We start from the raw sequence: 17,494 nt of genomic DNA, 5'->3' as shown, positions 1-17,494 counted from the left end.
TGTGCGCCTCAACCGATGGTGACTGAAGTGGGGGACTTGAAGGCGTATTCGGGCACTTCGAGATTCTTCGGTGCCGGGCCTTTGCGGATACGCGCCGCGGTATCGTAGTGCGAGCCGTGGCACGGGCAGAAGTAGCCGCCGAAGTCGCCGCGGTTCTCGCCCTCGCCCGCGCCCAGCGGCACGCAACCGAGGTGGGTGCAGACGCCCAGCGTGATCAGCCACTCGGCATTGCCGGGCTTGGTGCGGTCGGCAAGCGACTGCGGATCGCGCAACTCGCTGACCGGCACCTTGTTGGCGGCCTCGATCTCGGCCGGCATCAGGCGGCGCACGAACAGCGGCTTGCCGCGGAAGCTCGCCTTGATCGCCTGGCCGGGCTGGATCGGCGACAGGTCGACGTCGATCGACGCCAGCGCCAGCACGTCGGCTGACGGGTTCATCTGGTTGACCAGCGGCCAGACCACAACGGCGGCACCGGCGGCCGCGAAGGCGCCGGTGGCGATGTAGATGAAATCGCGGCGACGCTCGCCCGTTTCGGTCAGGTCGTCGTGCGGCTGGGTTGCCATTGCGGTGTTTGCCCTGAAATTAGTCAGGCGGCTGTTAGACGCTCATGCATCCCTTGCGCAACGGGCATTTTGGCGCGGGGTGGCTTGTCGATAGCGGTGTGCCGCGCCATGACGCGCTTATGACACAGTTCGACGATCAGCAGTTGCGCGCCCAGGCGTGGTTCCAGTCGCTCCGCGATCAGATCTGCGCAGCCTTCGAAGCCCTCGAGGACGAGGGCAGCGGCGGCGCACCCGGCCGCTTTGTCCGGACAAGCTGGGACCGCCCCGATCCGAGCGGCGAGCCCGGCGGCGGCGGCGTGATGTCGGTGATGAAGGGCCGCGTGTTCGAGAAGGTCGGCGTCAACACCTCGACCGTCCACGGCACCTTCTCGCCCGAGTTCGCCAAGCAGATCCCCGGTGCCAGCGAAGACCCGCGCTTCTTCGCGACGGGCATCAGCCTGGTCGCGCACATGGCGAACCCGCACGTGCCGGCGGTCCATATGAACACGCGCATGCTGGTGACGACGAAGCGCTGGTTCGGCGGCGGTGCCGACCTCAACCCCGCACTGCCGGTCGCTGCCGATACCGCCGACTTCAAGGCGGCCTTCGAGACGACCTGCGGACGCCACGGAGCGGACTATTGGGACCGCTACTCGAAATGGTGCGACGAATATTTCTGGGTGCCGCACCGTGGTCGCGGGCGCGGCGTCGGCGGCATCTTCTACGATCACCTCGAAGGCGACTGGGAGGCGAACTTCGCCTTCACGCAGGATGTCGGACGCACGCTGCTCCAGACCTTCCCCATGCTCGTGCGGCGCAACATGGACCGCGCGTTCACTGCCGCGGAGCGTGACGTCCAGCTGCGCTACCGCGGCCTCTATGCCGAATTCAACCTGGTCTACGACCGCGGCACGACCTTCGGATTGAAGACCGGCGGCAATGTCGATGCGATCCTGATGAGCCTGCCGCCGCTGGCGAAGTGGGACTAGGCGAGACGCTTGAGCAGGGTCGCCAGGCCGACCGAATTGACCACGGTGTAGCCGCTCAGGACCACGGCCGAGATCAGCGCGACAACGAAATTGGCGAGCTGCGGCGCACCGACCAGTTTGAAAACCGAGCCGAGCGCCGCCGCGACGCCCCCGGCGAGCAGCATGGCCAGCAACAGCAAGCCCGCGATCGCTGCGAGAAAGCCGAAGATCCGGAAACCGTTGCCAGCCGTCGCGGCCCAGCTGGCGCGCAGCGCGGTCACCGGCCCGAAGGTCCGCGTCGCCAGCATCGGCACGGCAAGCGTCAACCGCACGATCACGTACAGGCCCGGCAGCAAGACGACGAGGCCAGCCAACTGCAGCGCCGGATAGCCCTGGCGCGACGCCGAAAGCAGCAGCACCGCGGGCAAAATCGCAAAGGCGGTCAGCAGCGACGCGCCGGCCAGTCCCGGCAGTGCTGCGAACCCGCGCGCCAGCGCTGCACGCGGGGTCGGGACCGTGCCGCATGCCAGCGCGATGATCGCCAGCTGCGCGACCGCACCGATCAGCGCCACGACGAGCTGCGCGAACAGGCGCGTGCCGTTCAGGTCGGCGACGGTGCGCGCCTCGCCGGGTCCGAGTACCGCTACGACCATCGCAGGCAGCAGCACGAACGCCGCGGCCAGCGTGCCGTAGAGGCCCACGTTGGCACGCACGTCGGCGAAGGTCGTGCGCCACACCTCGGCAAAGTCGAGTTTCTTCATCCGGCGGCCCGCACGGCCGTCCTGCCAATCAAGCCGCGCGAGCCACGGCCTTGTCGGTCATCAGCTCCTCGAGCTCGCCCGACTGGAACATCTCCATCATGATGTCCGAGCCCCCGACGAACTCGCCCTTGACGTACAGCTGCGGCACGGTCGGCCAGTCGCTGAAGATCTTCACCCCGGCACGCACCTCGGGATCGCGCAGCACGTCGACGGTCTCGAACTCGACGCCGAGCCGCTCGAGGATCTGGATCGCGGTCGAGGAGAAGCCGCACTGCGGAAAGATCGGCGTGCCCTTCATGAACAGCACGACGTCGTTCGAACCGACGATGCCGCCGATGCGCGCCTGAACCTGGTCGTCCATCTCAACTCACTCCTGTGCCGGCGCGGCGGTGGTCAGCTGGAGCGCGTGAAGCACGCCGCCCATCCGTCCGCCGAGCGCATTGTAAACCATCTGGTGCTGCCGCACGCGCGGCATGCCTACGAACGCTGCCGCCACCACCTTTGCCGCATAATGATCGCCGTCGCCGGCGAGGTCGGTGATCTCCACCGCCGCCCCCGGAATGGCGGCGACGATCATCGCCTCGATCTCGGCGGCGGCCATGCCCATCAGGCAGCGTCCATGTACTGGCGCTGCGCCTCGGTGAAGGTCGACTGCATCGCGGCGCGGATCTCGGCCTCGGTCGCGGCATCGCCCAGGTCGGCGGCGACCTTGCGGAACACGTCTTCCTCGCCCGCTTCCTCGAAATCGGCGGCGACGACCGACTTGGCATAGTCCGACGCGGCCTCGGGCGTCATGCCCAGGCGCTCGGCGGCCCACAGGCCGAGCAGGCGGTTGCGCCGTGCGGTGACCTTGAACTGCAGGTCCGCATCGCGCGCGAACTTGTCTTCGAAGGCTTTCTGGCGAGTATCAAACGTGGTCATGCGGTTCCCCGGTCGCGGTTCACCTCCAGATAGAGCGCCGCGCCGCCCGGTTCAACTTGGGGGGCCAAACATTGTCATAAGGGCACCTCCGCGCTATGTGGAAGGGAACCCCGCCCCGGCCGCGCAGCGTTCATTGACGCCCGCGCCGGGGCGTTCGATTCGAAGAAGGCCCCGCCCATGTCCCGCCGCCGCCAGATCTATGAGGGGAAGGCCAAGATCCTGTACGAAGGCCCCGAGCCCGGCACGATCATCCAGTATTTCAAGGACGACGCCACCGCCTTCAATGCCCAGAAGAAGGGCACGATCAGCGGCAAGGGCGTGCTCAACAACCGTATTTCGGAGCATCTGTTCACGCTGCTCGGCACGATCGGCGTGCCCACCCACTTCATCCGCCGCCTCAACATGCGCGAGCAGCTTGTCCGCCAGGTCGAGATCGTGCCGGTCGAGGTCGTCGTCCGCAACGTTGTCGCCGGCAGCCTCGCCAAGCGCCTCGGCATGGAAGACGGCACGCCGCTGCCCCGCACGATCATCGAATATTATTACAAGGACGACGCGCTCGGCGACCCGATGGTCACCGAGGAGCATATCTCGGCGTTCGGCTGGGCCAGCCAGGACGAGATGCACGACATCGCCGACCTGGCGATCCGCATCAATGACTTCATGGCCGGGCTGTTCGCCGGCGTCGGCATCCGCCTGGTCGACTTCAAGCTGGAGTTCGGCCGCCTGTACGAAGGCGACTTCAGCCGCATCATCCTCGCCGACGAGATCAGCCCCGACGGCTGCCGCCTGTGGGACATGAAGACCAACGAGAAGATGGACAAGGACCGCTTCCGCATGGACCTCGGCGGCGAAGTCGAGGCCTATCAGGAAGTCGCCCGCCGCCTCGGCCTGCTGCCCGAAGGCGTGGTGTCGACCGTGCTCGACATGGACGAGCATCGCAAGGCACGCGGGAAGTAGGCACGTGCGGGGGCCGATCGTCCTCGCCGCGGTCGCACTGCTCGTTGCAGGGTGCAACGACAAGGCTGGCGTCGCCACAGCAGACGGGCACGGCCGCTACCTCGGACTCGGTACCTTCGCCGCCGGGCAGTTGTGGTCGCAGATGAAGGTCGCGCCGCCGGCGGACCCGGACGCGGCGACGATCGGCGACGATGAGAATGTCATTGTCGTCGTCGACAGCCGGACGGGCGAAGTCCGCCAGTGCGGTGACTACAGCGGCTATTGCGTGCGCTCGAACCCTTGGGCGAAGTCCGACGTACCAGCTGCGCCGGTGGCGCTCGCCAAACACGCCGCCGATCTGGCTCGCGAGGCCGAAGCCAAGGCCAAGCCGGCGGAATAGTGTCAGTCGCCGGGCTAGATCCGGCCCTCGACCCGCACCGCGCCTCCGGGCGACAGGCTGAACACGACGATCTCGCCCGACGCCGGGAAGACACCGGTGAGCGCGGTGATGTTGACCTGATGGCTGACGAGCAAAGACTTGCCGCGACCGGCGAGTGCGGCCTTGAGCGCTGCGGTGGCGCGCGCCTCGGCACCGGGTTGCGCAAAAAACGAGGTGAGTACGGGCAGCGCGCGCGGTGCGCCGAGGCCGAGCAGCCGCGCGGTGTCCGTCGCGCGGCACCACTGGCTGGTCAGAACCGCAGTCAGCGGTACGCTGCGGGCGCGGATCGCCGCGCCGATGCGCGCCGCCTGCGCGCGTCCGGCGGCGTTAAGGTTGCGCTGCGTCGCGCAGTCGTCAAGCCGGAAGCCCGGCGGATCGCCCGTGCCTGGTGCCTCGGCATGGCGCATGATCGCGTGCGTGCCCGGCTGGAGGAAGGCGCGCCAGCCCGCCTCATCGGCCTGCGCCGGGCCGGCGATCAACAGCAGGAGCAGAAGCCAGCGCCTCATGTGTAGGCGATCATGCGGCCGAGCGTGGCGACCGTCACCCATAGGCAGAGCGATGCCACCGCCATTAGGCCCGCGGCGCGCTTGTTCGCGCCATCGGCGAACCACGACCGGAACGCCGCGGCATTGAGCAGCGCAAGCCCGATCGCCGCGAGCTTCCAGCGGAACGCCGCCGACGCGACCGTCGCGGGCGCATCGGCGGCGAACAATAGCGCCCCACTGACCAGCATCACCCCGAATCCCGCGACTGCGAACGGGGTCAGCGCGCGGGTCAACTCACCGGCCGGCAGGCGCGGCCAGGCACCCGCAACCCGCAGGTCGACGACAGCGATGCTGCCGAGGAACAGCACCAGCCCCAGGACATGCGCGACATTGATCCACGGATAGGCCGACCCGCTCGCCCAGCGCGCCAGGCCGGTGGTCGCGACTTCGCGCGCCCAGTCGAGCGCGACGGCCTCCACGGGATCAGCGCAGCTCGACGGTCTTGTCGCCGACGATGACGCGCTCGATGCGCATCTCGGTAGTGCCGTCGCTGCGCGGATAGCCTTCGAGCGTCACCGACTTGGCCTTGGTCAGCATGTCCTGCGTCAGGCCGCGCGCCTCCATGCGCGTCGTCGGCGCGAGCACGACGTCCCAGGTCTTGCCCTGATAGGCGACCTTCGCGGTGCCGTGCGGGTTGCCCCACGTCACGGCCGAGACCGGCGCACTGACCTTGATCGCCCTAGCGGCGTCGTACGAACTCCAGCCGTGGTGCGCGGCAGCGGGCACGGCGACGGCGAGAGCGGCGGAGAAAAGAGCGATACGCATGAGAACCTCCAGTGCGGTCGTGCCGCAACAATAGCGGCAGGCGCTTGCCGGTTCCAGCGCGCGCGCCTAAACCGCGCGCCATGAAAGCCCGTGTCACCGTCACCCTGAAGCCCGGTGTCCTCGACCCGCAGGGCCGCGCCATCCACCATGCCCTCAACGGCCTCGGCTTCGACGGCGTCGAGGGTGTGCGCCAGGGCAAGGTCATCGAACTCGATCTCGCCGACGGTACGCCGACTGCAGCAATCGAAGACATGGCACGCAAGCTGCTGGCGAACACCGTCATCGAGACGTTCCGCGTGGAGACGCTGTGAAGACGGCCGTCGTCGTCTTCCCGGGGTCGAATTGCGACCGCGACCTCGCCGTGGCGCTGCGAGAGACGACCGGCGTCGCGCCCGCGATGGTCTGGCACGGCGACACCGACTTGCCCGCGGGCCTCGACCTGATCGCGCTGCCCGGCGGGTTCTCGTACGGCGATTACCTGCGCTCGGGCGCGATGTCCGCCCGCTCGCCGGTCATGCGCGCCGTCGTCGCGGCGGCCGAGCGCGGCGTCGCGGTCCTCGGCGTCTGCAACGGCTTCCAGGTGCTGACCGAGGCGGGACTGCTGCCGGGCGCGCTGATGCGCAACGCCGGCCTCGATTTCGTCTGCCGCACCGTGGCGCTCGAAGTCGCCAACAGTCAGACCAGCTTCACCAGCCGCTACGACGCCGGCGAGACGATCCGCATCCCGGTCGCGCACCACGACGGCAATTACTTCGCCGACGACGCGACGCTCGACCGGCTCGAGGGCGAGGGCCGCGTCGTGTTCCGCTACGGCGAGTCGGTCAACGGCTCGGCGCGCCGCATCGCGGGCATCGTCAACGACCAGGGCAACGTCCTTGGCCTGATGCCCCACCCCGAGCGCGTTATCGAGGACGCCCACGGCGGCACCGACGGACGGCGGATGTTCGACGGACTGGTCGCGGCGCTCGGCTAGGGCGCCGGGGGCAGTTTCCCCTCCAGGCGGTCGATATCCGTCGCGGACAATAGCGGTGCGTACATGAGGTCACTCGGGTCGGTGGTCCGTGACAGACCCCGGAGCTGTTCGCCGACAGCCCGAAGCAAAAGCTTTTCCAGACGACTTTCGACGAGTGTGCGGTCGAACAGCGCGTTCATGGTGTAGAGCCGCCTGCCGGAAACGACGCTCCACGGTGCCGCACCCCCCGAGAAATGCACCGAAAACAGGAAACGCGTCGACCAGGCGCGGTTGTTGATATCGGCGTTGGTCAGCACGATGACCAGGCTGCCGGGATGGGCTTCCCGGAGCCATGTCAGATCGCCTGCGAGCCGGGTCACGATGTCGCTGGCATCGACCTGCCCTTCGAAGCCATCCAAGGTGCCGGTTTGCGCCGACTCGACTGCAACAGCCTCTCGAAGCTCGGCACCCAGCCCAGCGCCCAGCCGGGCGGCGAGGTCCGGGTTGAAGTCGGGGAGCACCAGAATGACGATCTTCGCCGGCCCAGGTTGCGCAGGCCGCGCGACGACGGGCCCGGACGCCTCCGGATAAATCTCGGGGACGATCGCCCGCGGCAGCATCGGGCGCAGCCATGGCTCCTGCAGGAGCGACGGCACCGATGCCAGCACGATCAAGACCAGCGTGCCCAGCATTATCAGAACCGCGTGCAGCCACGGCCTGACCCGCGTGGCGAAAGTCGGTTGCGCCAAGTAGATCGTTCGCAGGTACGTCGCGTCGTCGAGGTGACAATAGCGGGTATCCGGCGCGATCAGCGTCTCGAAGCGATCGTCGCGGACGCGCGCTCCGAGGGTCGAAGCCATGTCGAGCACGAGCACGAGTTGCTGGGGCGTCATCACGTCGAGCCGCGCGACACCGTCGGTGAATTGCAGCGTCCCGGTCGCGAGATCGGCACCGTGGAGGGCGACCAGTCCACCCGTCCCGCGCTCGTCGACGAAAGCCTCGCGGTGGCTGTCCACATAGGCCAGCAGCCCGGTCAGGCTGAGCGTGGCGGTATCGCTCAGCAAGACGGCATTGAAGGGCTTGAACCCTCCGGCCGTCACACCTTCGCCCGGAACGGCGTGAAGTCTGTCGCCCGGTCGAACACGTCGACCCCCTCGGCCCGCTTGAATGCCGCGACGACGCGGTAGGTGACTGGGGTCAGGACGATCTCCCAAAGCACCTTGAGCAGGTAATTGGTCAGCATGACTTGCACGACCAGCGAGGTCTCCCAGACGCCCAGAAACGCCAGCGGGTAGAAGATCAGGCTGTCGACGCCCTGCCCGACCACCGTCGAGCCGATCGTGCGGGTCCACAGCATGCGGCCCTGGGTCAGCACCTTGAGCTTCGCGAGCACGAAGGAGTTGGCGAACTCGCCCGCCCAGAAGGCGAGGATCGACGCGAGAAAGATGCGCGGCGTGTTGCCGAACGCCTTTTCGTACACCGCCTGGTCGGGCCAGCCCGGCGCGGGCGGCATCGCGACCACCACCCATGCCATCGCGGCCGCGAAGATCGACGCCGCGAAGCCGACCCAGACGACGCGGCGGGCGCGGGCGTAGCCGTAGACCTCGGTCAGCACGTCGCCGAGCACATAGCCGAGCGGGAAGAACAGGATGCCCGCGCCGAAGATCACCTGGCCGACGACGGGCAGCGTGAAGGTCGCCTGCTTCGCCGCGCCGATCAGGTTCGAGCAGATCAGGATCGCGACGAACGCCGCCATCGCGAAGTCGTAGTAGCGCAGCTGGCGCCCCCCCAGCGCGGCCGCCTCGACGGGCTTGATGCTGTCCATGCGTCCCCCTCGAAACGACCTTGGCGAAGTCGGCTCGCCCCCGCAACCATGTTCTATCTATGTTCCGATTGTGCTAGTGTCGCGGCGTGGACGAGTCGCCGCCCCTTCGCTGGCTGTATTTCGATCTCAACTCGTATTTCGCGAGTGTCGAGCAGCAGTTGCAGCCCGACCTGCGCGGCCGCCCGATCGCCGTCGCGGCGGTCCACACCGATTCGACCGCCGCGATCGCCGCGAGCTACGAGGCGAAGGCCTTCGGCATCAAGACCGGCACGCCGATCTGGCAGGCCAAGGCGATGTGTCGCGACCTGATCGTCGTGCCGGCGCGGCACGAGGAATATGTCCGCTACCACCACCGCATCATCGCCGAGATCGAGACCCACGTCCCCGTCACCGCGGTCTGCTCGATCGACGAGGTCGCGTGCCGGTTGATGGACAACGAGAACTCGGTGACGCAGGTCGCGGCGCTCGCTGCGCGCATCAAGGCGGGGGTGGCGGCCAACGTCGGCGAGTGGCTCAAATCGTCGATCGGCGTCGCGCCGAACCGGCTGCTCGCCAAGATCGCCAGCGACATGCAGAAGCCCGACGGGCTGACCATCCTCGACGCGCCGTCGCTGCATCGGCGGCTGTGCGAGCTCAAGCCCGGCGACATCCCGGGGGTCGGCAAGAACATGGAGAAGCGCCTCGCCATGAAGGGCGTGGTCGACATGGCGCGGATACTGTCACTCGACCCGCGCGAGGCGCGCGAGGTCTGGGGCAATGTCTGGGGCGAGCGGCTGCACTGGATGCTGCGCGGCGCCGACCTGCCCGAACGCCCGACGCAGCGGCGCACCATCGGCCACAGCCACGTGCTGGGTCCCGACCGCCGCGCCCCGGACCGCGCGCGGCTGGTTGCGCGCCGCCTGCTGATGAAGGCCGCGACGCGCCTGCGCCGCATGGAGTGCCGCACATCGCTCATGGTGCTGACGGTTAAGGGCGAGGACAAGACGAAATGGTCGCATGGGTCGCGGCTTGTCGCGGCGCAGGACAGCTTCACCCTGTTGTCGGTGCTCGACCGGCTGTGGGCGCGGATGCTGGGCGAGATGGCGGAGCATCGCTACCGCCAGGTCTCGGTGACCTTCCTCGAGCTGTCGCCCGCCAGCGAGGCGCAACTCGCGCTGTTCGACGCCGGCACGAGCATCAGCGCCGCGACCGAGGCCCGGCGCCTGTCGCTCAGCCACGCCCTCGACAAGGTCAACAACCGCTGGGGCCGCGATGCCGTGACGATCGGGCACGACGCGCGGGGGGCGACGCGAAGTTCGGGGCCGAAGATCGCGTTCACGCGGATCCCGGAGCTGGCGGAGTTCAGCGAGTAGGCTCGCAGCGTCTACAACGCCGCGCTAAGCTCCTTGATGTCCTTGTTCAGGATTCGGTCGTTGTCGGCATAGTCGATCGGGCAGTCGATCAGCTGGATGCCCTTGGCGTTCAGGCACTGCTCCAGCAGCCCCGGCAGCATCTCGGCGCTGGTCACGCGATGGCCGGTCGCGCCGTAGCTCTCGGCATACTTGACGAAATCGGGGTTGCCGTAGGTCAAGCCCCAGTCCGCAAATCCCATGTTCGCCTGTTTCCAGCGGATCATGCCGTAGCTGTTGTCGTTCAGGATCAGCACGGTGATGTTGACCCCCAGGCGGAAGGCGGTCTCCATCTCCTGGCTGTTCATCATGAAGCCGCCATCCCCGCAGACCGCCATGACCTTGCGGTCGGGGTAGACCATCGCCGACGCCATCGCGCTAGGCAGGCCGGCGCCCATCGTCGCCAGTGCATTGTCGAGCAGCACGGTGTTCGGCGCGTGCGCCATGTAGTTGCGCGCGAACCAGATCTTGTACACGCCGTTGTCGAGCGCGATGATGCCGTCGCTGGGCATGGCTTTCCGCACCTGGTCGACCAGATACTGCGGGTAGATCGGGCACCGCATGTCGCCGATCGCGGCGTCGCGGTGGGCGACCTCGGCGGCCCGCGCCGCGAGCATCTTGCTGCAATCCCAGCCTTTGGGGACGATGTCTTCCTTGATCTGCCAGACGGCGTTGGCGATGTCGCCGATCACCTCGATCTGCGGGAAATAGACGGGGTCGACCTCGGCCGACTTGTTCGAGATGTGGATCACCGTCGTGCCGCCGGCGGCCATGAAGAAGGGGGGCTTCTCGATCACGTCGTGGCCGATGTTGACGATCAGGTCGGCGTGGCGGATCGCGGCGTGGACGAAATCGCCCGATGACAATGCCGCGCAGCCGAGGAATTTCGGGTGGCGCTCGTCGATGACACCCTTGCCGAGCTGGGTGGTCAGGAACGGGATGCCGGTCTTGTCGATCAGCTGGCCGAGCATGCGCGAGGTCATCGTGCGGTTGGCGCCCGCGCCGATCACCAGCACCGGCGATTTCGCCGCTTCGATCGCCTTGACCGCTTCGCGAATGGCCTTGGCGTCAGGCACCGGCCGCCTGGCAAAGCTCGGCGGGATCGGCGTCGCGTCGGTCGGGTCGTGGGCGATATCCTCGGGCAGTTCGAGATGCGTCGCGCCGGGCTTTTCCTCCTGCGCCAGCCGCATCGCCTCGCGGACGCGGGCGGGGATATTGTCGGCCGACGCGAGCTGGTGCGTGTACTTGGTGATCGGACGCATCATGTCGACGACGTCGAGGATCTGGAAACGGCCCTGCTTCGACTTCTTGATCGGCTTCTGGCCGGTGATCATCAGCATCGGCATGCCACCGAGGAAGGCATAGGCGGCGGCGGTCACGAAGTTGGTCGCGCCGGGGCCGAGCGTCGCGACGCACACCCCCGCCTTGCCGGTGTGGCGGCCATAGGTCGACGCCATGAAGCCCGCGCCCTGCTCGTGGCGCGTCAGGATCAACTTGATCTTGGTGCTGCGCGACAGGCTGTCGAGGAAATCGAGATTCTCCTCGCCGGGCACGCCGAAGACATATTCGACACCCTCGCCTTCGAGGCATTGCACCAGCAGATCGGATGCCTTGGTCATGTCGCGTTCCCCCCGGGGCCTTGCGTCGTTGTGCCCGCAACGTTCGCGCGGGGGAAGCCCGATTCAGCCGGCGGTGCGGACCGTCACGGTCAGCTGGCGGTCGACGATCCGCAGCTCGTTGAACGACGGCGGCGTGTCGCGGACGCGCTCGGACAAGGTGCCGGCACCGATCATCCGGACGCTGTACTTGCCGTCGGTCCACAGCCGGTCGAAGGGGTCATGGGCATGGCCGGTGCACACCGCATGCGCGCCTGCCTGAGCCAGCGCAGCGATCGCGCCGACGCCGCCGTGCGTGCCGCCGCGGGTCCGCGTGCCTGCCTCGACGAGCGGATGGTGGCACGCGACGATCGCCAGCGTGTCGGGGTCGTGACCGCGCAAGGCCCGCAGCGTCCGCGCCAGCGCATCGCGTCCGACACGGCCCAGCGACCAGTTGCGCCGCAGCTGCACCCGCGCCGTGGTCTTCAGCGACACCAAAGTCACGCCGGGCAGGTCGAGCGGCTTGTGGAAGCGCGCATACATCCGCCGCATCCGGGCATAGGGGTCGAACAGGCGCATGAACGGGCTGTAGACGGGCAGGTCGTGGTTGCCGGGCTCGATGCGGATCGGAACGCCCAGCGTGTCGAGCCAGGCACTCGCGGCGGCGAACTCGCTGCGCCGTGCCGCAGCAGTCAGGTCGCCGGTCAGCAGTACGAGGTCGGGCTGCTCGGCGCGGACGGTTTCCGCGAACCAGTCGAGGGCTGCCCGGTCCTCGGTGCCGAAATGCACGTCGCTGACGTGGAAGATGCGCGTCATGCGGGCTTTGTCCGGACAAATTTGAGGCGCGTGCGCCCGAAACGCACCACGGCCGGGCTAGGCAGCATCGCGGGCTCGCCGTCGAACAGCGCGCGGACCTTGCGGTGACCGAGCAGGGTCACGCTGTCGGTGGTGGTGACTGCGACGCCGGGCGCGGTGCGCCAGTCGCCGAGCAGCCATTGCCAGCCGAGGCGGATCGCATCGGTCACTCCGTCCGCGCTGATCGTCGCGACCTCCAGCCCCGTCTCGCCAGGGGTGACGATCACCGCGCGGTGCTTGCCGGCAGTCCTGGCGACGCGGATCGTCCGTCCGAACGACCGCGCCCAGGCCAGCCGCGCGGCGCGCATGGCGCGGATGAAGCGACCCTTCCGCACCCCCTCGCGCGCCCGCACCCACGATGCGGCGGGCCCCAGAATGACGCCGACCAGCGCGTGATACACACCCGTGCTGGCGGTGGGCGGGTTGACCAGGGTCGCGGTCGCTACCGCATCGAGGATCGCATCGCGGCCGTTGTCGCCATGCAGCGCCTTGGCCAGCCCGTTCATTGTCCCGCCGGGCAGCACGACGCACTGGCCCTCCCAGTCGTCGGCGGCGCTCCACGCCGCGTTGATCGTACCGTCGCCTCCGCAGATCAGCAGCGTGTCGGCGTCAGCCGCACGCAGCCGCGCCGCATCGGGCAGTGCCTGTTCGGGAAAATCGGTGGTGCCGGCGACCGCGACGCCGCGCGTGCCGAGCGCCACGGTCAGCCCCTCGATCACCGCCGCGTCGGTCGATCCCGAGCCTGCGTTGACGACGAGCCAGACGCGGGCCAGCGGTCGGGCGGGTGTCGGGCTATCGGTCATCGTCGCTCCAAGCGCGCGCGGCACGTCGGGGTTCCTGCGCCTAGCGGCGGAAATAGGCTTCGACCGCGCGCGCGATGCCCTCGCCGATCTTGCGCTGGCCCGTGCGCGAGAACAGCATTTCGGCATCCTCGCTGTTCGAGACATAGCCGGTTTCGAGCAGCACCGAGGGAATCTCGGTCGCCTTGAGCACGCGAAAACCCGCAAAGCCGCGGAAATTCTTGCGGAAGCCGATGTCGTCGTCGAGCTCGTCCTGCAGCAGGTCGGCAAAGGCCGCGGCGCCGTTCAGCGTACTGCGGCGCAGCAGGTCGAGCAGGATGCCCTCGACCTCAGGTGCCTCGACCCCCAGGTTGACGCCCGCGATGATGTCGGCGCGGTTCTCGCGTGCCGCCAGCCGGGCGGCGGCGGCATCGGACGCGACCTCCGACAGGGTGTAGACCGTCGCGCCCCGCGCCAGCGCGTTCGGCGCGGCGTCGGCATGGACCGAGATGAACAGGTCGGCGCGCTTGCTGCGGGCAATCGTCACGCGCCCGCCCAGCGGGATGAACCGGTCGTCGCCGCGCGTCAGGTGGACGCGCACCTTGCCGCCGCGTTCGAGCGCGCGCGCCGCGGCACGCGCGATGGCGAGAGTCACGTTCTTTTCGTAGCCGCCGTCGACGGCGATCGCGCCGACGTCCTTGCCGCCGTGGCCGGCATCGATGACGACGAGCGGCTTGACGCCCGGGCGGGTGCGCGGCCGGTCGTCCTTCGGTGGTGCAGGGCGCGGCGGTGCCGGCGTGGTCGCGGCCGGCGGCGGGCCGAAGACGTCGGCGGGCAGGTCGAAATCGGGTGTCACGACGGGGCCACCGGGGTCGCCGGCGTTGGGGATGTTACCCCCCGGCGGGCGCGGCGGGGCGGCAGGCTTCGTCTGGATGACGGTCAGCGGGCGGCGTCCGGACTTGGCGGCAGCGGTAAAGTCGGCAGCGCTCGCCGGTACGAGCTTCAGCGTCAGGCCGAAGTCGCGGTCCTGCACCGCCACCGCGATCCGCATCGGGCGGCGCAGCGCGATGACCAGCCGCGCCGTCGCGGGGTCGAACGGCCCGATCCGCGCCAGCATGACCGCGCCGCCACCCGCCGCGGTTGCCCGCGCCGCATCGACGCCGCCGAGGTCGACGACCAGCCGCAGCGGCGATTCGAGCGCCAGCACGCGCGCCGTCACCACTCCGTTCAGCTCGACGGTCACGCTCTCGGCGGCGGCACGCAGTGCGCCCGCCCGCACCGGGGTCTGCGCCGCCGCGGGGGCGGTGCACAGCAGCAGCATCGACAGGGCAAGGATGCGCATTGCGGTCAGGGTTACCGCCCGCACCCGCCGGCGGCAACTCGGCAAAGCGCGCGCGCTTGTCGGTCGCAAGATGTGCTGCTACGCATCGTTCACACGGCGGAACCAGCGGCGATACAGCAGCGGTTCGTCAGCGCCGTCGCCCGCACCCCTGCGGTCGCGCGACCCCCGGCCGCCCTGCGAAGGGCTCATGCCAGGGCGAGCCGCCTTCTGGGACGGGCACCACTCCGGCCCGGTTTCGGGCCACCAAGGTTAGGGTCGCATGACGCCGACGCGTACACATTCAGCCGGGGCCGCATGCGGTCCGGCTGGACGGTCGCCGTCACCTCGCCGTTTTACATCTCTCAACCCACATTCGCGCGCGCGCGCCGCAAGGCACCGCGCCATGGAGCATATCAATGTCACAGCGCATGCTGATCGACGCCCGCCACCCGGAAGAGACACGGGTTGCGGTCGTTAACGGACAACGCATCGAAGAATTCGATTTCGAGGCCGCCGACCGCAAGCAACTCAAGGGCAACATCTATCTCGCCAAGGTCACGCGCGTCGAGCCGTCGCTGCAGGCGGCGTTCGTCGAATATGGCGGCAACCGCCACGGCTTTCTCGCCTTCAGCGAAATCCACCCCGACTATTACCAGATTCCCAAGGAAGACCGCGACGCGCTGCTCAAGGAAGAGCAGGAGCTGCACGCCGAGGAAGCGCACGACGACGAGGAGCACGAGGGCGAGGACGAGGTCGTCGCGACCGGCGGTCACGATGACACCGACTCGCTGCGCCGCCAGCGCCAGGCGCTGCGCCGCCGCTACAAGATCCAGGAGGTCATCCGCCGCCGCCAGGTGCTGCTGATCCAGGTCGTCAAGGAGGAGCGCGGCAACAAGGGTGCTGCGCTGACCACCTATCTCAGCCTCGCCGGCCGCTACTGCGTGCTGATGCCCAACACCGCGCACGGCGGCGGGATCAGCCGCAAGATTTCGAACATGGCCGACCGCCGCCGGCTGAAGTCGATCATGGCCGACCTGCGCCTGCCCGCCGGCATGGGCGCGATCGTCCGCACCGCGGGCCTAAAGCGCGGCAAGGCCGACATCAAGCGCGACTTCGAGTATCTGACGCGCCTGTGGGACGAGATCCGCGAGACGACGCTGGCATCGACCGCGCCGTGCCTCGTCCATGAGGATTCGGGGCTCATCAAGCGCGCCGTCCGCGACCTGTACAACAAGGATATCGACCAGATCCTCGTCGACGGCCCCGAGGGCTTCGAGGCGGCGCATCGATTCATGTCGATGCTGATGCCGACGCACGCGCCCAAGGTCATGCAGTACGACGACGCGGTGCCGCTGTTCCAGCGCTTCGGCGTCGAGGCGCAGCTTGCCGCGATGTACCAGCCTGTTGTCCAGCTGAAGTCGGGCGGCTACCTCGTCATCAACCCGACCGAGGCGCTGGTGTCGATCGACATCAACTCCGGCCGCTCGACGCGCGAGCACGGCATCGAGGAGACGGCGTTCAAGACCAACATGGAGGCAGCCGAGGAAATCGGCCGCCAGTTGCGCCTGCGCGACATGGCCGGCCTCGTCGTGATCGACTTCATCGACATGGAGGTCAACGGCAACAATCGCCGGGTCGAGCGCGCCATGAAGGACGCGCTGCGCCACGACCGCGCGCGCATCCAGCTGGGCCGCATCAGCTCGTTCGGGCTGATGGAGATGAGCCGCCAGCGCCTGCGTACCGGCATTCTGGAAGCATCGACCCACGTCTGCCCGATGTGCGACGGCTCGGGCTATGTCCGCGCGGTGGCTAGCGCCGCGCTCGCCGCGCTGCGCGATCTCGAGGCTGAGGCGATCAAGGGCCGTTGCAGCGAGTTCACGCTGCGCGCCGGCCCCGACGTCGCGGTCTACATCCTCAACCGCAAGCGCGCCGAACTCGCCGAGCTCGAGGAGCGCTATGGCGTCGGCATCGAGGCGGTGCCCGACGAGAGCCTGATGGGCCCGAACTATGTCATCGATGCCGGCGGCCCCGCACCGACGCGCCAGATCGTCCTCGCGCCGATCCCCGCGCCGGTCAGCGTCGTCGACGACGAGGAGGAGTATGTCGCCGCCGACACCGGTGACGACGAGGACGACGAGGAGGAGGGCGACACGCCGCGCGAGGCGCGTGCCCCCCGTCCCGAGGGCGAGCGCGGTGACCGCGAGCGTGGCGGCCGCGGGCGGCGCCGTCGTCGTGGCGGCGGTCGCGACCGTGCAGCCGGTGACGAGGCCCCTGCCGATGTCGAGACCATCGAGGGCGATGCGTCCGCCGACGGAGAAGCGGTTGCGGACGACACGATCGAGGTCGTGGCCGAGCCCGTGGGCGAGACCGATGCCGACGCCACCAAGCGCCGCCGTCGCGGCCGTCGCGGCGGTCGCCGTCGCGAGGGCGGTGCCGAGCGTGCCGACGAGCCCGTGACGGCCGAGGCCGAGACGGTCGAGGCAACACCCGAGCCCGAACTCGAGCTCGTCACCGAGCCCGAGCCGGCGCCCGAGCCCGAGGTGCCCGCCAAGCGTCCGCGCCGTGGCCGCAAGGCTGCTGCAGCGGTCGAGCCGGTGGCCGAGGACGCGCCCCCGCCCGCACCGCCCGCCGCCGACCCGGTCGAGGAAGCGCCCGTCGAGGCCGTGAAGGCGCCGCGAAAGCGTGCCCCTCGTCGCAAGGCGGGCGAGCCCGCCGCCGAGCCGGTCGCAGCTGCCGACGAGGCACCCCCTGCCCCGCCGGCCGCGAAGGCCCCCGTCGCCGAAGCACCGGCGAACGACGCAGCGTCGGAGGCTCCGGCCAATGACGCAGGCGAGGAAGCCCCGGTTCCCGCCGGCGAGCCGCGCAAGGGCTGGTGGTCGCGCACCTTCGGGGCGTAGGCCAA

General features: G+C 68.9%; 21 protein-coding genes. 7 read left to right on the top strand and 14 right to left on the bottom strand.

The features are described from left to right. Positions 1–8 precede the first annotated feature (8 nt). The gene (gene petA / locus FMM06_RS02330; RefSeq protein WP_143554611.1) at positions 9–563 is read right to left on the bottom strand and encodes a ubiquinol-cytochrome c reductase iron-sulfur subunit; all 555 of its coding nucleotides are present in this window, start codon (positions 561–563) and stop codon (positions 9–11) included. 119 nt (positions 564–682) lie between these two features. Between petA and hemF the strand changes: the two genes are divergently transcribed. Beyond that, the gene (gene hemF, locus FMM06_RS02325; protein ID WP_143554610.1) at positions 683–1,531 is read left to right on the top strand and encodes an oxygen-dependent coproporphyrinogen oxidase; all 849 of its coding nucleotides are present in this window, start codon (positions 683–685) and stop codon (positions 1,529–1,531) included. Here hemF and FMM06_RS02320 read toward each other — a convergent pair. Genes FMM06_RS02320 through FMM06_RS02305 form a run of 4 tightly spaced genes read right to left on the bottom strand, consistent with a single transcriptional unit; the run spans position 1,528 to position 3,192 of the window. Beyond that, positions 1,528–2,271: a hypothetical protein gene (locus FMM06_RS02320; RefSeq protein WP_143554609.1), complete on the bottom strand. Its 744-nt coding sequence runs from the start codon at positions 2,269–2,271 to the stop codon at positions 1,528–1,530. The two genes, hemF and FMM06_RS02320, sit on opposite strands and share 4 nt — an antisense overlap. Positions 2,272–2,299: 28 nt before the next feature. Further along, positions 2,300–2,632 (bottom strand): Grx4 family monothiol glutaredoxin, encoded by a 333-nt coding sequence (gene grxD / locus FMM06_RS02315; protein ID WP_143554608.1) that lies wholly within the window; start codon positions 2,630–2,632, stop codon positions 2,300–2,302. Between the two features lie 6 nt (positions 2,633–2,638). Continuing rightward, complete coding sequence (locus tag FMM06_RS02310) at positions 2,639–2,878, bottom strand: BolA/IbaG family iron-sulfur metabolism protein (RefSeq protein ID WP_143554607.1); 240 nt, start codon at positions 2,876–2,878, stop codon at positions 2,639–2,641. Then, positions 2,878–3,192, bottom strand: coding sequence for a DUF1476 domain-containing protein (locus FMM06_RS02305; RefSeq protein WP_143554606.1), 315 nt, complete (start codon positions 3,190–3,192; stop codon positions 2,878–2,880). Before FMM06_RS02305 ends, FMM06_RS02310 begins: the two co-directional genes overlap by 1 nt. A 177-nt stretch (positions 3,193–3,369) precedes the next feature. Here FMM06_RS02305 and purC point away from each other — a divergent pair, with 177 nt between their 5' ends. After that, positions 3,370–4,149, top strand: coding sequence for a phosphoribosylaminoimidazolesuccinocarboxamide synthase (purC, locus tag FMM06_RS02300; protein WP_143554605.1), 780 nt, complete (start codon positions 3,370–3,372; stop codon positions 4,147–4,149). 4 nt (positions 4,150–4,153) lie between these two features. Beyond that, the gene (locus FMM06_RS02295) at positions 4,154–4,528 is read left to right on the top strand and encodes a hypothetical protein (protein WP_143554604.1); all 375 of its coding nucleotides are present in this window, start codon (positions 4,154–4,156) and stop codon (positions 4,526–4,528) included. A gap of 14 nt (positions 4,529–4,542) precedes the next feature. Here the strand turns inward: FMM06_RS02295 and FMM06_RS02290 are convergent, their stop codons facing one another. The 3 genes from FMM06_RS02290 to FMM06_RS02280 are packed head-to-tail and all read right to left on the bottom strand — an operon-like array spanning position 4,543 to position 5,877. Next, positions 4,543–5,073 carry a histidine phosphatase family protein gene (locus FMM06_RS02290; protein ID WP_143554603.1) on the bottom strand — a complete coding sequence of 177 codons (531 nt, stop codon included), beginning with the start codon at positions 5,071–5,073 and terminating at the stop codon, positions 4,543–4,545. Then, the gene (locus FMM06_RS02285) at positions 5,070–5,531 is read right to left on the bottom strand and encodes a hypothetical protein (RefSeq protein ID WP_143554602.1); all 462 of its coding nucleotides are present in this window, start codon (positions 5,529–5,531) and stop codon (positions 5,070–5,072) included. The genes FMM06_RS02290 and FMM06_RS02285 overlap by 4 nt, the downstream gene beginning before the upstream one ends. A gap of 4 nt (positions 5,532–5,535) precedes the next feature. Then, on the bottom strand, positions 5,536–5,877 hold the full coding sequence (locus tag FMM06_RS02280; RefSeq protein WP_143554601.1) for a DUF6152 family protein: 342 nt from the start codon (positions 5,875–5,877) through the stop codon (positions 5,536–5,538). 80 nt (positions 5,878–5,957) lie between these two features. Between FMM06_RS02280 and purS the strand changes: the two genes are divergently transcribed. Together purS and purQ are read left to right on the top strand one after the other, a co-directional pair. Beyond that, positions 5,958–6,188: a phosphoribosylformylglycinamidine synthase subunit PurS gene (gene purS, locus FMM06_RS02275; protein ID WP_143554600.1), complete on the top strand. Its 231-nt coding sequence runs from the start codon at positions 5,958–5,960 to the stop codon at positions 6,186–6,188. Beyond that, the gene (gene purQ, locus FMM06_RS02270) at positions 6,185–6,850 is read left to right on the top strand and encodes a phosphoribosylformylglycinamidine synthase subunit PurQ (protein WP_143554599.1); all 666 of its coding nucleotides are present in this window, start codon (positions 6,185–6,187) and stop codon (positions 6,848–6,850) included. Before purS ends, purQ begins: the two co-directional genes overlap by 4 nt. Here the strand turns inward: purQ and FMM06_RS02265 are convergent. Both FMM06_RS02265 and FMM06_RS02260 read right to left on the bottom strand, forming a co-directional pair. Next, complete coding sequence (locus FMM06_RS02265) at positions 6,847–7,893, bottom strand: hypothetical protein (RefSeq protein WP_143554598.1); 1,047 nt, start codon at positions 7,891–7,893, stop codon at positions 6,847–6,849. The genes purQ and FMM06_RS02265 overlap by 4 nt on opposite strands. A gap of 32 nt (positions 7,894–7,925) precedes the next feature. Further along, positions 7,926–8,654: a queuosine precursor transporter gene (locus FMM06_RS02260; RefSeq protein ID WP_143554597.1), complete on the bottom strand. Its 729-nt coding sequence runs from the start codon at positions 8,652–8,654 to the stop codon at positions 7,926–7,928. 86 nt (positions 8,655–8,740) lie between these two features. On the opposite strand from FMM06_RS02260, the gene FMM06_RS02255 reads away from it, so the two are divergent. Beyond that, positions 8,741–10,006 (top strand): Y-family DNA polymerase, encoded by a 1,266-nt coding sequence (locus FMM06_RS02255; protein ID WP_143554596.1) that lies wholly within the window; start codon positions 8,741–8,743, stop codon positions 10,004–10,006. Between the two features lie 11 nt (positions 10,007–10,017). Here FMM06_RS02255 and FMM06_RS02250 read toward each other — a convergent pair whose 3' ends face one another. The 4 genes from FMM06_RS02250 to FMM06_RS02235 form a co-directional block, all read right to left on the bottom strand. Continuing rightward, the gene (locus tag FMM06_RS02250; RefSeq protein ID WP_143554595.1) at positions 10,018–11,661 is read right to left on the bottom strand and encodes an acetolactate synthase large subunit; all 1,644 of its coding nucleotides are present in this window, start codon (positions 11,659–11,661) and stop codon (positions 10,018–10,020) included. A gap of 63 nt (positions 11,662–11,724) precedes the next feature. Then, positions 11,725–12,453, bottom strand: coding sequence for a metallophosphoesterase family protein (locus tag FMM06_RS02245; protein WP_143554594.1), 729 nt, complete (start codon positions 12,451–12,453; stop codon positions 11,725–11,727). Next, a complete protein-coding gene (locus tag FMM06_RS02240; RefSeq protein ID WP_185965004.1) occupies positions 12,450–13,295 on the bottom strand; it encodes a diacylglycerol/lipid kinase family protein in 846 nt (281 codons plus the stop codon). Before FMM06_RS02240 ends, FMM06_RS02245 begins: the two co-directional genes overlap by 4 nt. A gap of 40 nt (positions 13,296–13,335) precedes the next feature. Further along, a complete protein-coding gene (locus FMM06_RS02235) occupies positions 13,336–14,613 on the bottom strand; it encodes an N-acetylmuramoyl-L-alanine amidase (RefSeq protein ID WP_143554592.1) in 1,278 nt (425 codons plus the stop codon). A gap of 395 nt (positions 14,614–15,008) precedes the next feature. On the opposite strand from FMM06_RS02235, the gene FMM06_RS02230 reads away from it, so the two are divergent. After that, complete coding sequence (locus FMM06_RS02230) at positions 15,009–17,489, top strand: Rne/Rng family ribonuclease (protein ID WP_143554591.1); 2,481 nt, start codon at positions 15,009–15,011, stop codon at positions 17,487–17,489. Positions 17,490–17,494 lie beyond the last annotated feature (5 nt).

Source organism: Glacieibacterium frigidum (assembly GCF_007097155.1).
GTDB lineage: Bacteria > Pseudomonadota > Alphaproteobacteria > Sphingomonadales > Sphingomonadaceae > Glacieibacterium > Glacieibacterium frigidum.
Note: the sequence above shows the minus strand (reverse complement) of the source record. Positions and strands in the feature narration are given on the sequence as shown.

Coding starts and splice junctions, on each gene's coding strand:
- petA (WP_143554611.1), bottom strand. CDS start 563: ATGGCAACCCAGCCGCACGACGACCTGACCGAAACGGGCGAGCGTCGC.
- hemF (WP_143554610.1), top strand. CDS start 683: ATGACACAGTTCGACGATCAGCAGTTGCGCGCCCAGGCGTGGTTCCAG.
- FMM06_RS02320 (WP_143554609.1), bottom strand. CDS start 2,271: ATGAAGAAACTCGACTTTGCCGAGGTGTGGCGCACGACCTTCGCCGAC.
- grxD (WP_143554608.1), bottom strand. CDS start 2,632: ATGGACGACCAGGTTCAGGCGCGCATCGGCGGCATCGTCGGTTCGAAC.
- FMM06_RS02310 (WP_143554607.1), bottom strand. CDS start 2,878: ATGGGCATGGCCGCCGCCGAGATCGAGGCGATGATCGTCGCCGCCATT.
- FMM06_RS02305 (WP_143554606.1), bottom strand. CDS start 3,192: ATGACCACGTTTGATACTCGCCAGAAAGCCTTCGAAGACAAGTTCGCG.
- purC (WP_143554605.1), top strand. CDS start 3,370: ATGTCCCGCCGCCGCCAGATCTATGAGGGGAAGGCCAAGATCCTGTAC.
- FMM06_RS02290 (WP_143554603.1), bottom strand. CDS start 5,073: ATGAGGCGCTGGCTTCTGCTCCTGCTGTTGATCGCCGGCCCGGCGCAG.
- FMM06_RS02280 (WP_143554601.1), bottom strand. CDS start 5,877: ATGCGTATCGCTCTTTTCTCCGCCGCTCTCGCCGTCGCCGTGCCCGCT.
- purS (WP_143554600.1), top strand. CDS start 5,958: ATGAAAGCCCGTGTCACCGTCACCCTGAAGCCCGGTGTCCTCGACCCG.
- FMM06_RS02260 (WP_143554597.1), bottom strand. CDS start 8,654: ATGGACAGCATCAAGCCCGTCGAGGCGGCCGCGCTGGGGGGGCGCCAG.
- FMM06_RS02250 (WP_143554595.1), bottom strand. CDS start 11,661: ATGACCAAGGCATCCGATCTGCTGGTGCAATGCCTCGAAGGCGAGGGT.
- FMM06_RS02245 (WP_143554594.1), bottom strand. CDS start 12,453: ATGACGCGCATCTTCCACGTCAGCGACGTGCATTTCGGCACCGAGGAC.
- FMM06_RS02240 (WP_185965004.1), bottom strand. CDS start 13,295: ATGACCGATAGCCCGACACCCGCCCGACCGCTGGCCCGCGTCTGGCTC.
- FMM06_RS02235 (WP_143554592.1), bottom strand. CDS start 14,613: ATGCGCATCCTTGCCCTGTCGATGCTGCTGCTGTGCACCGCCCCCGCG.
- FMM06_RS02230 (WP_143554591.1), top strand. CDS start 15,009: ATGTCACAGCGCATGCTGATCGACGCCCGCCACCCGGAAGAGACACGG.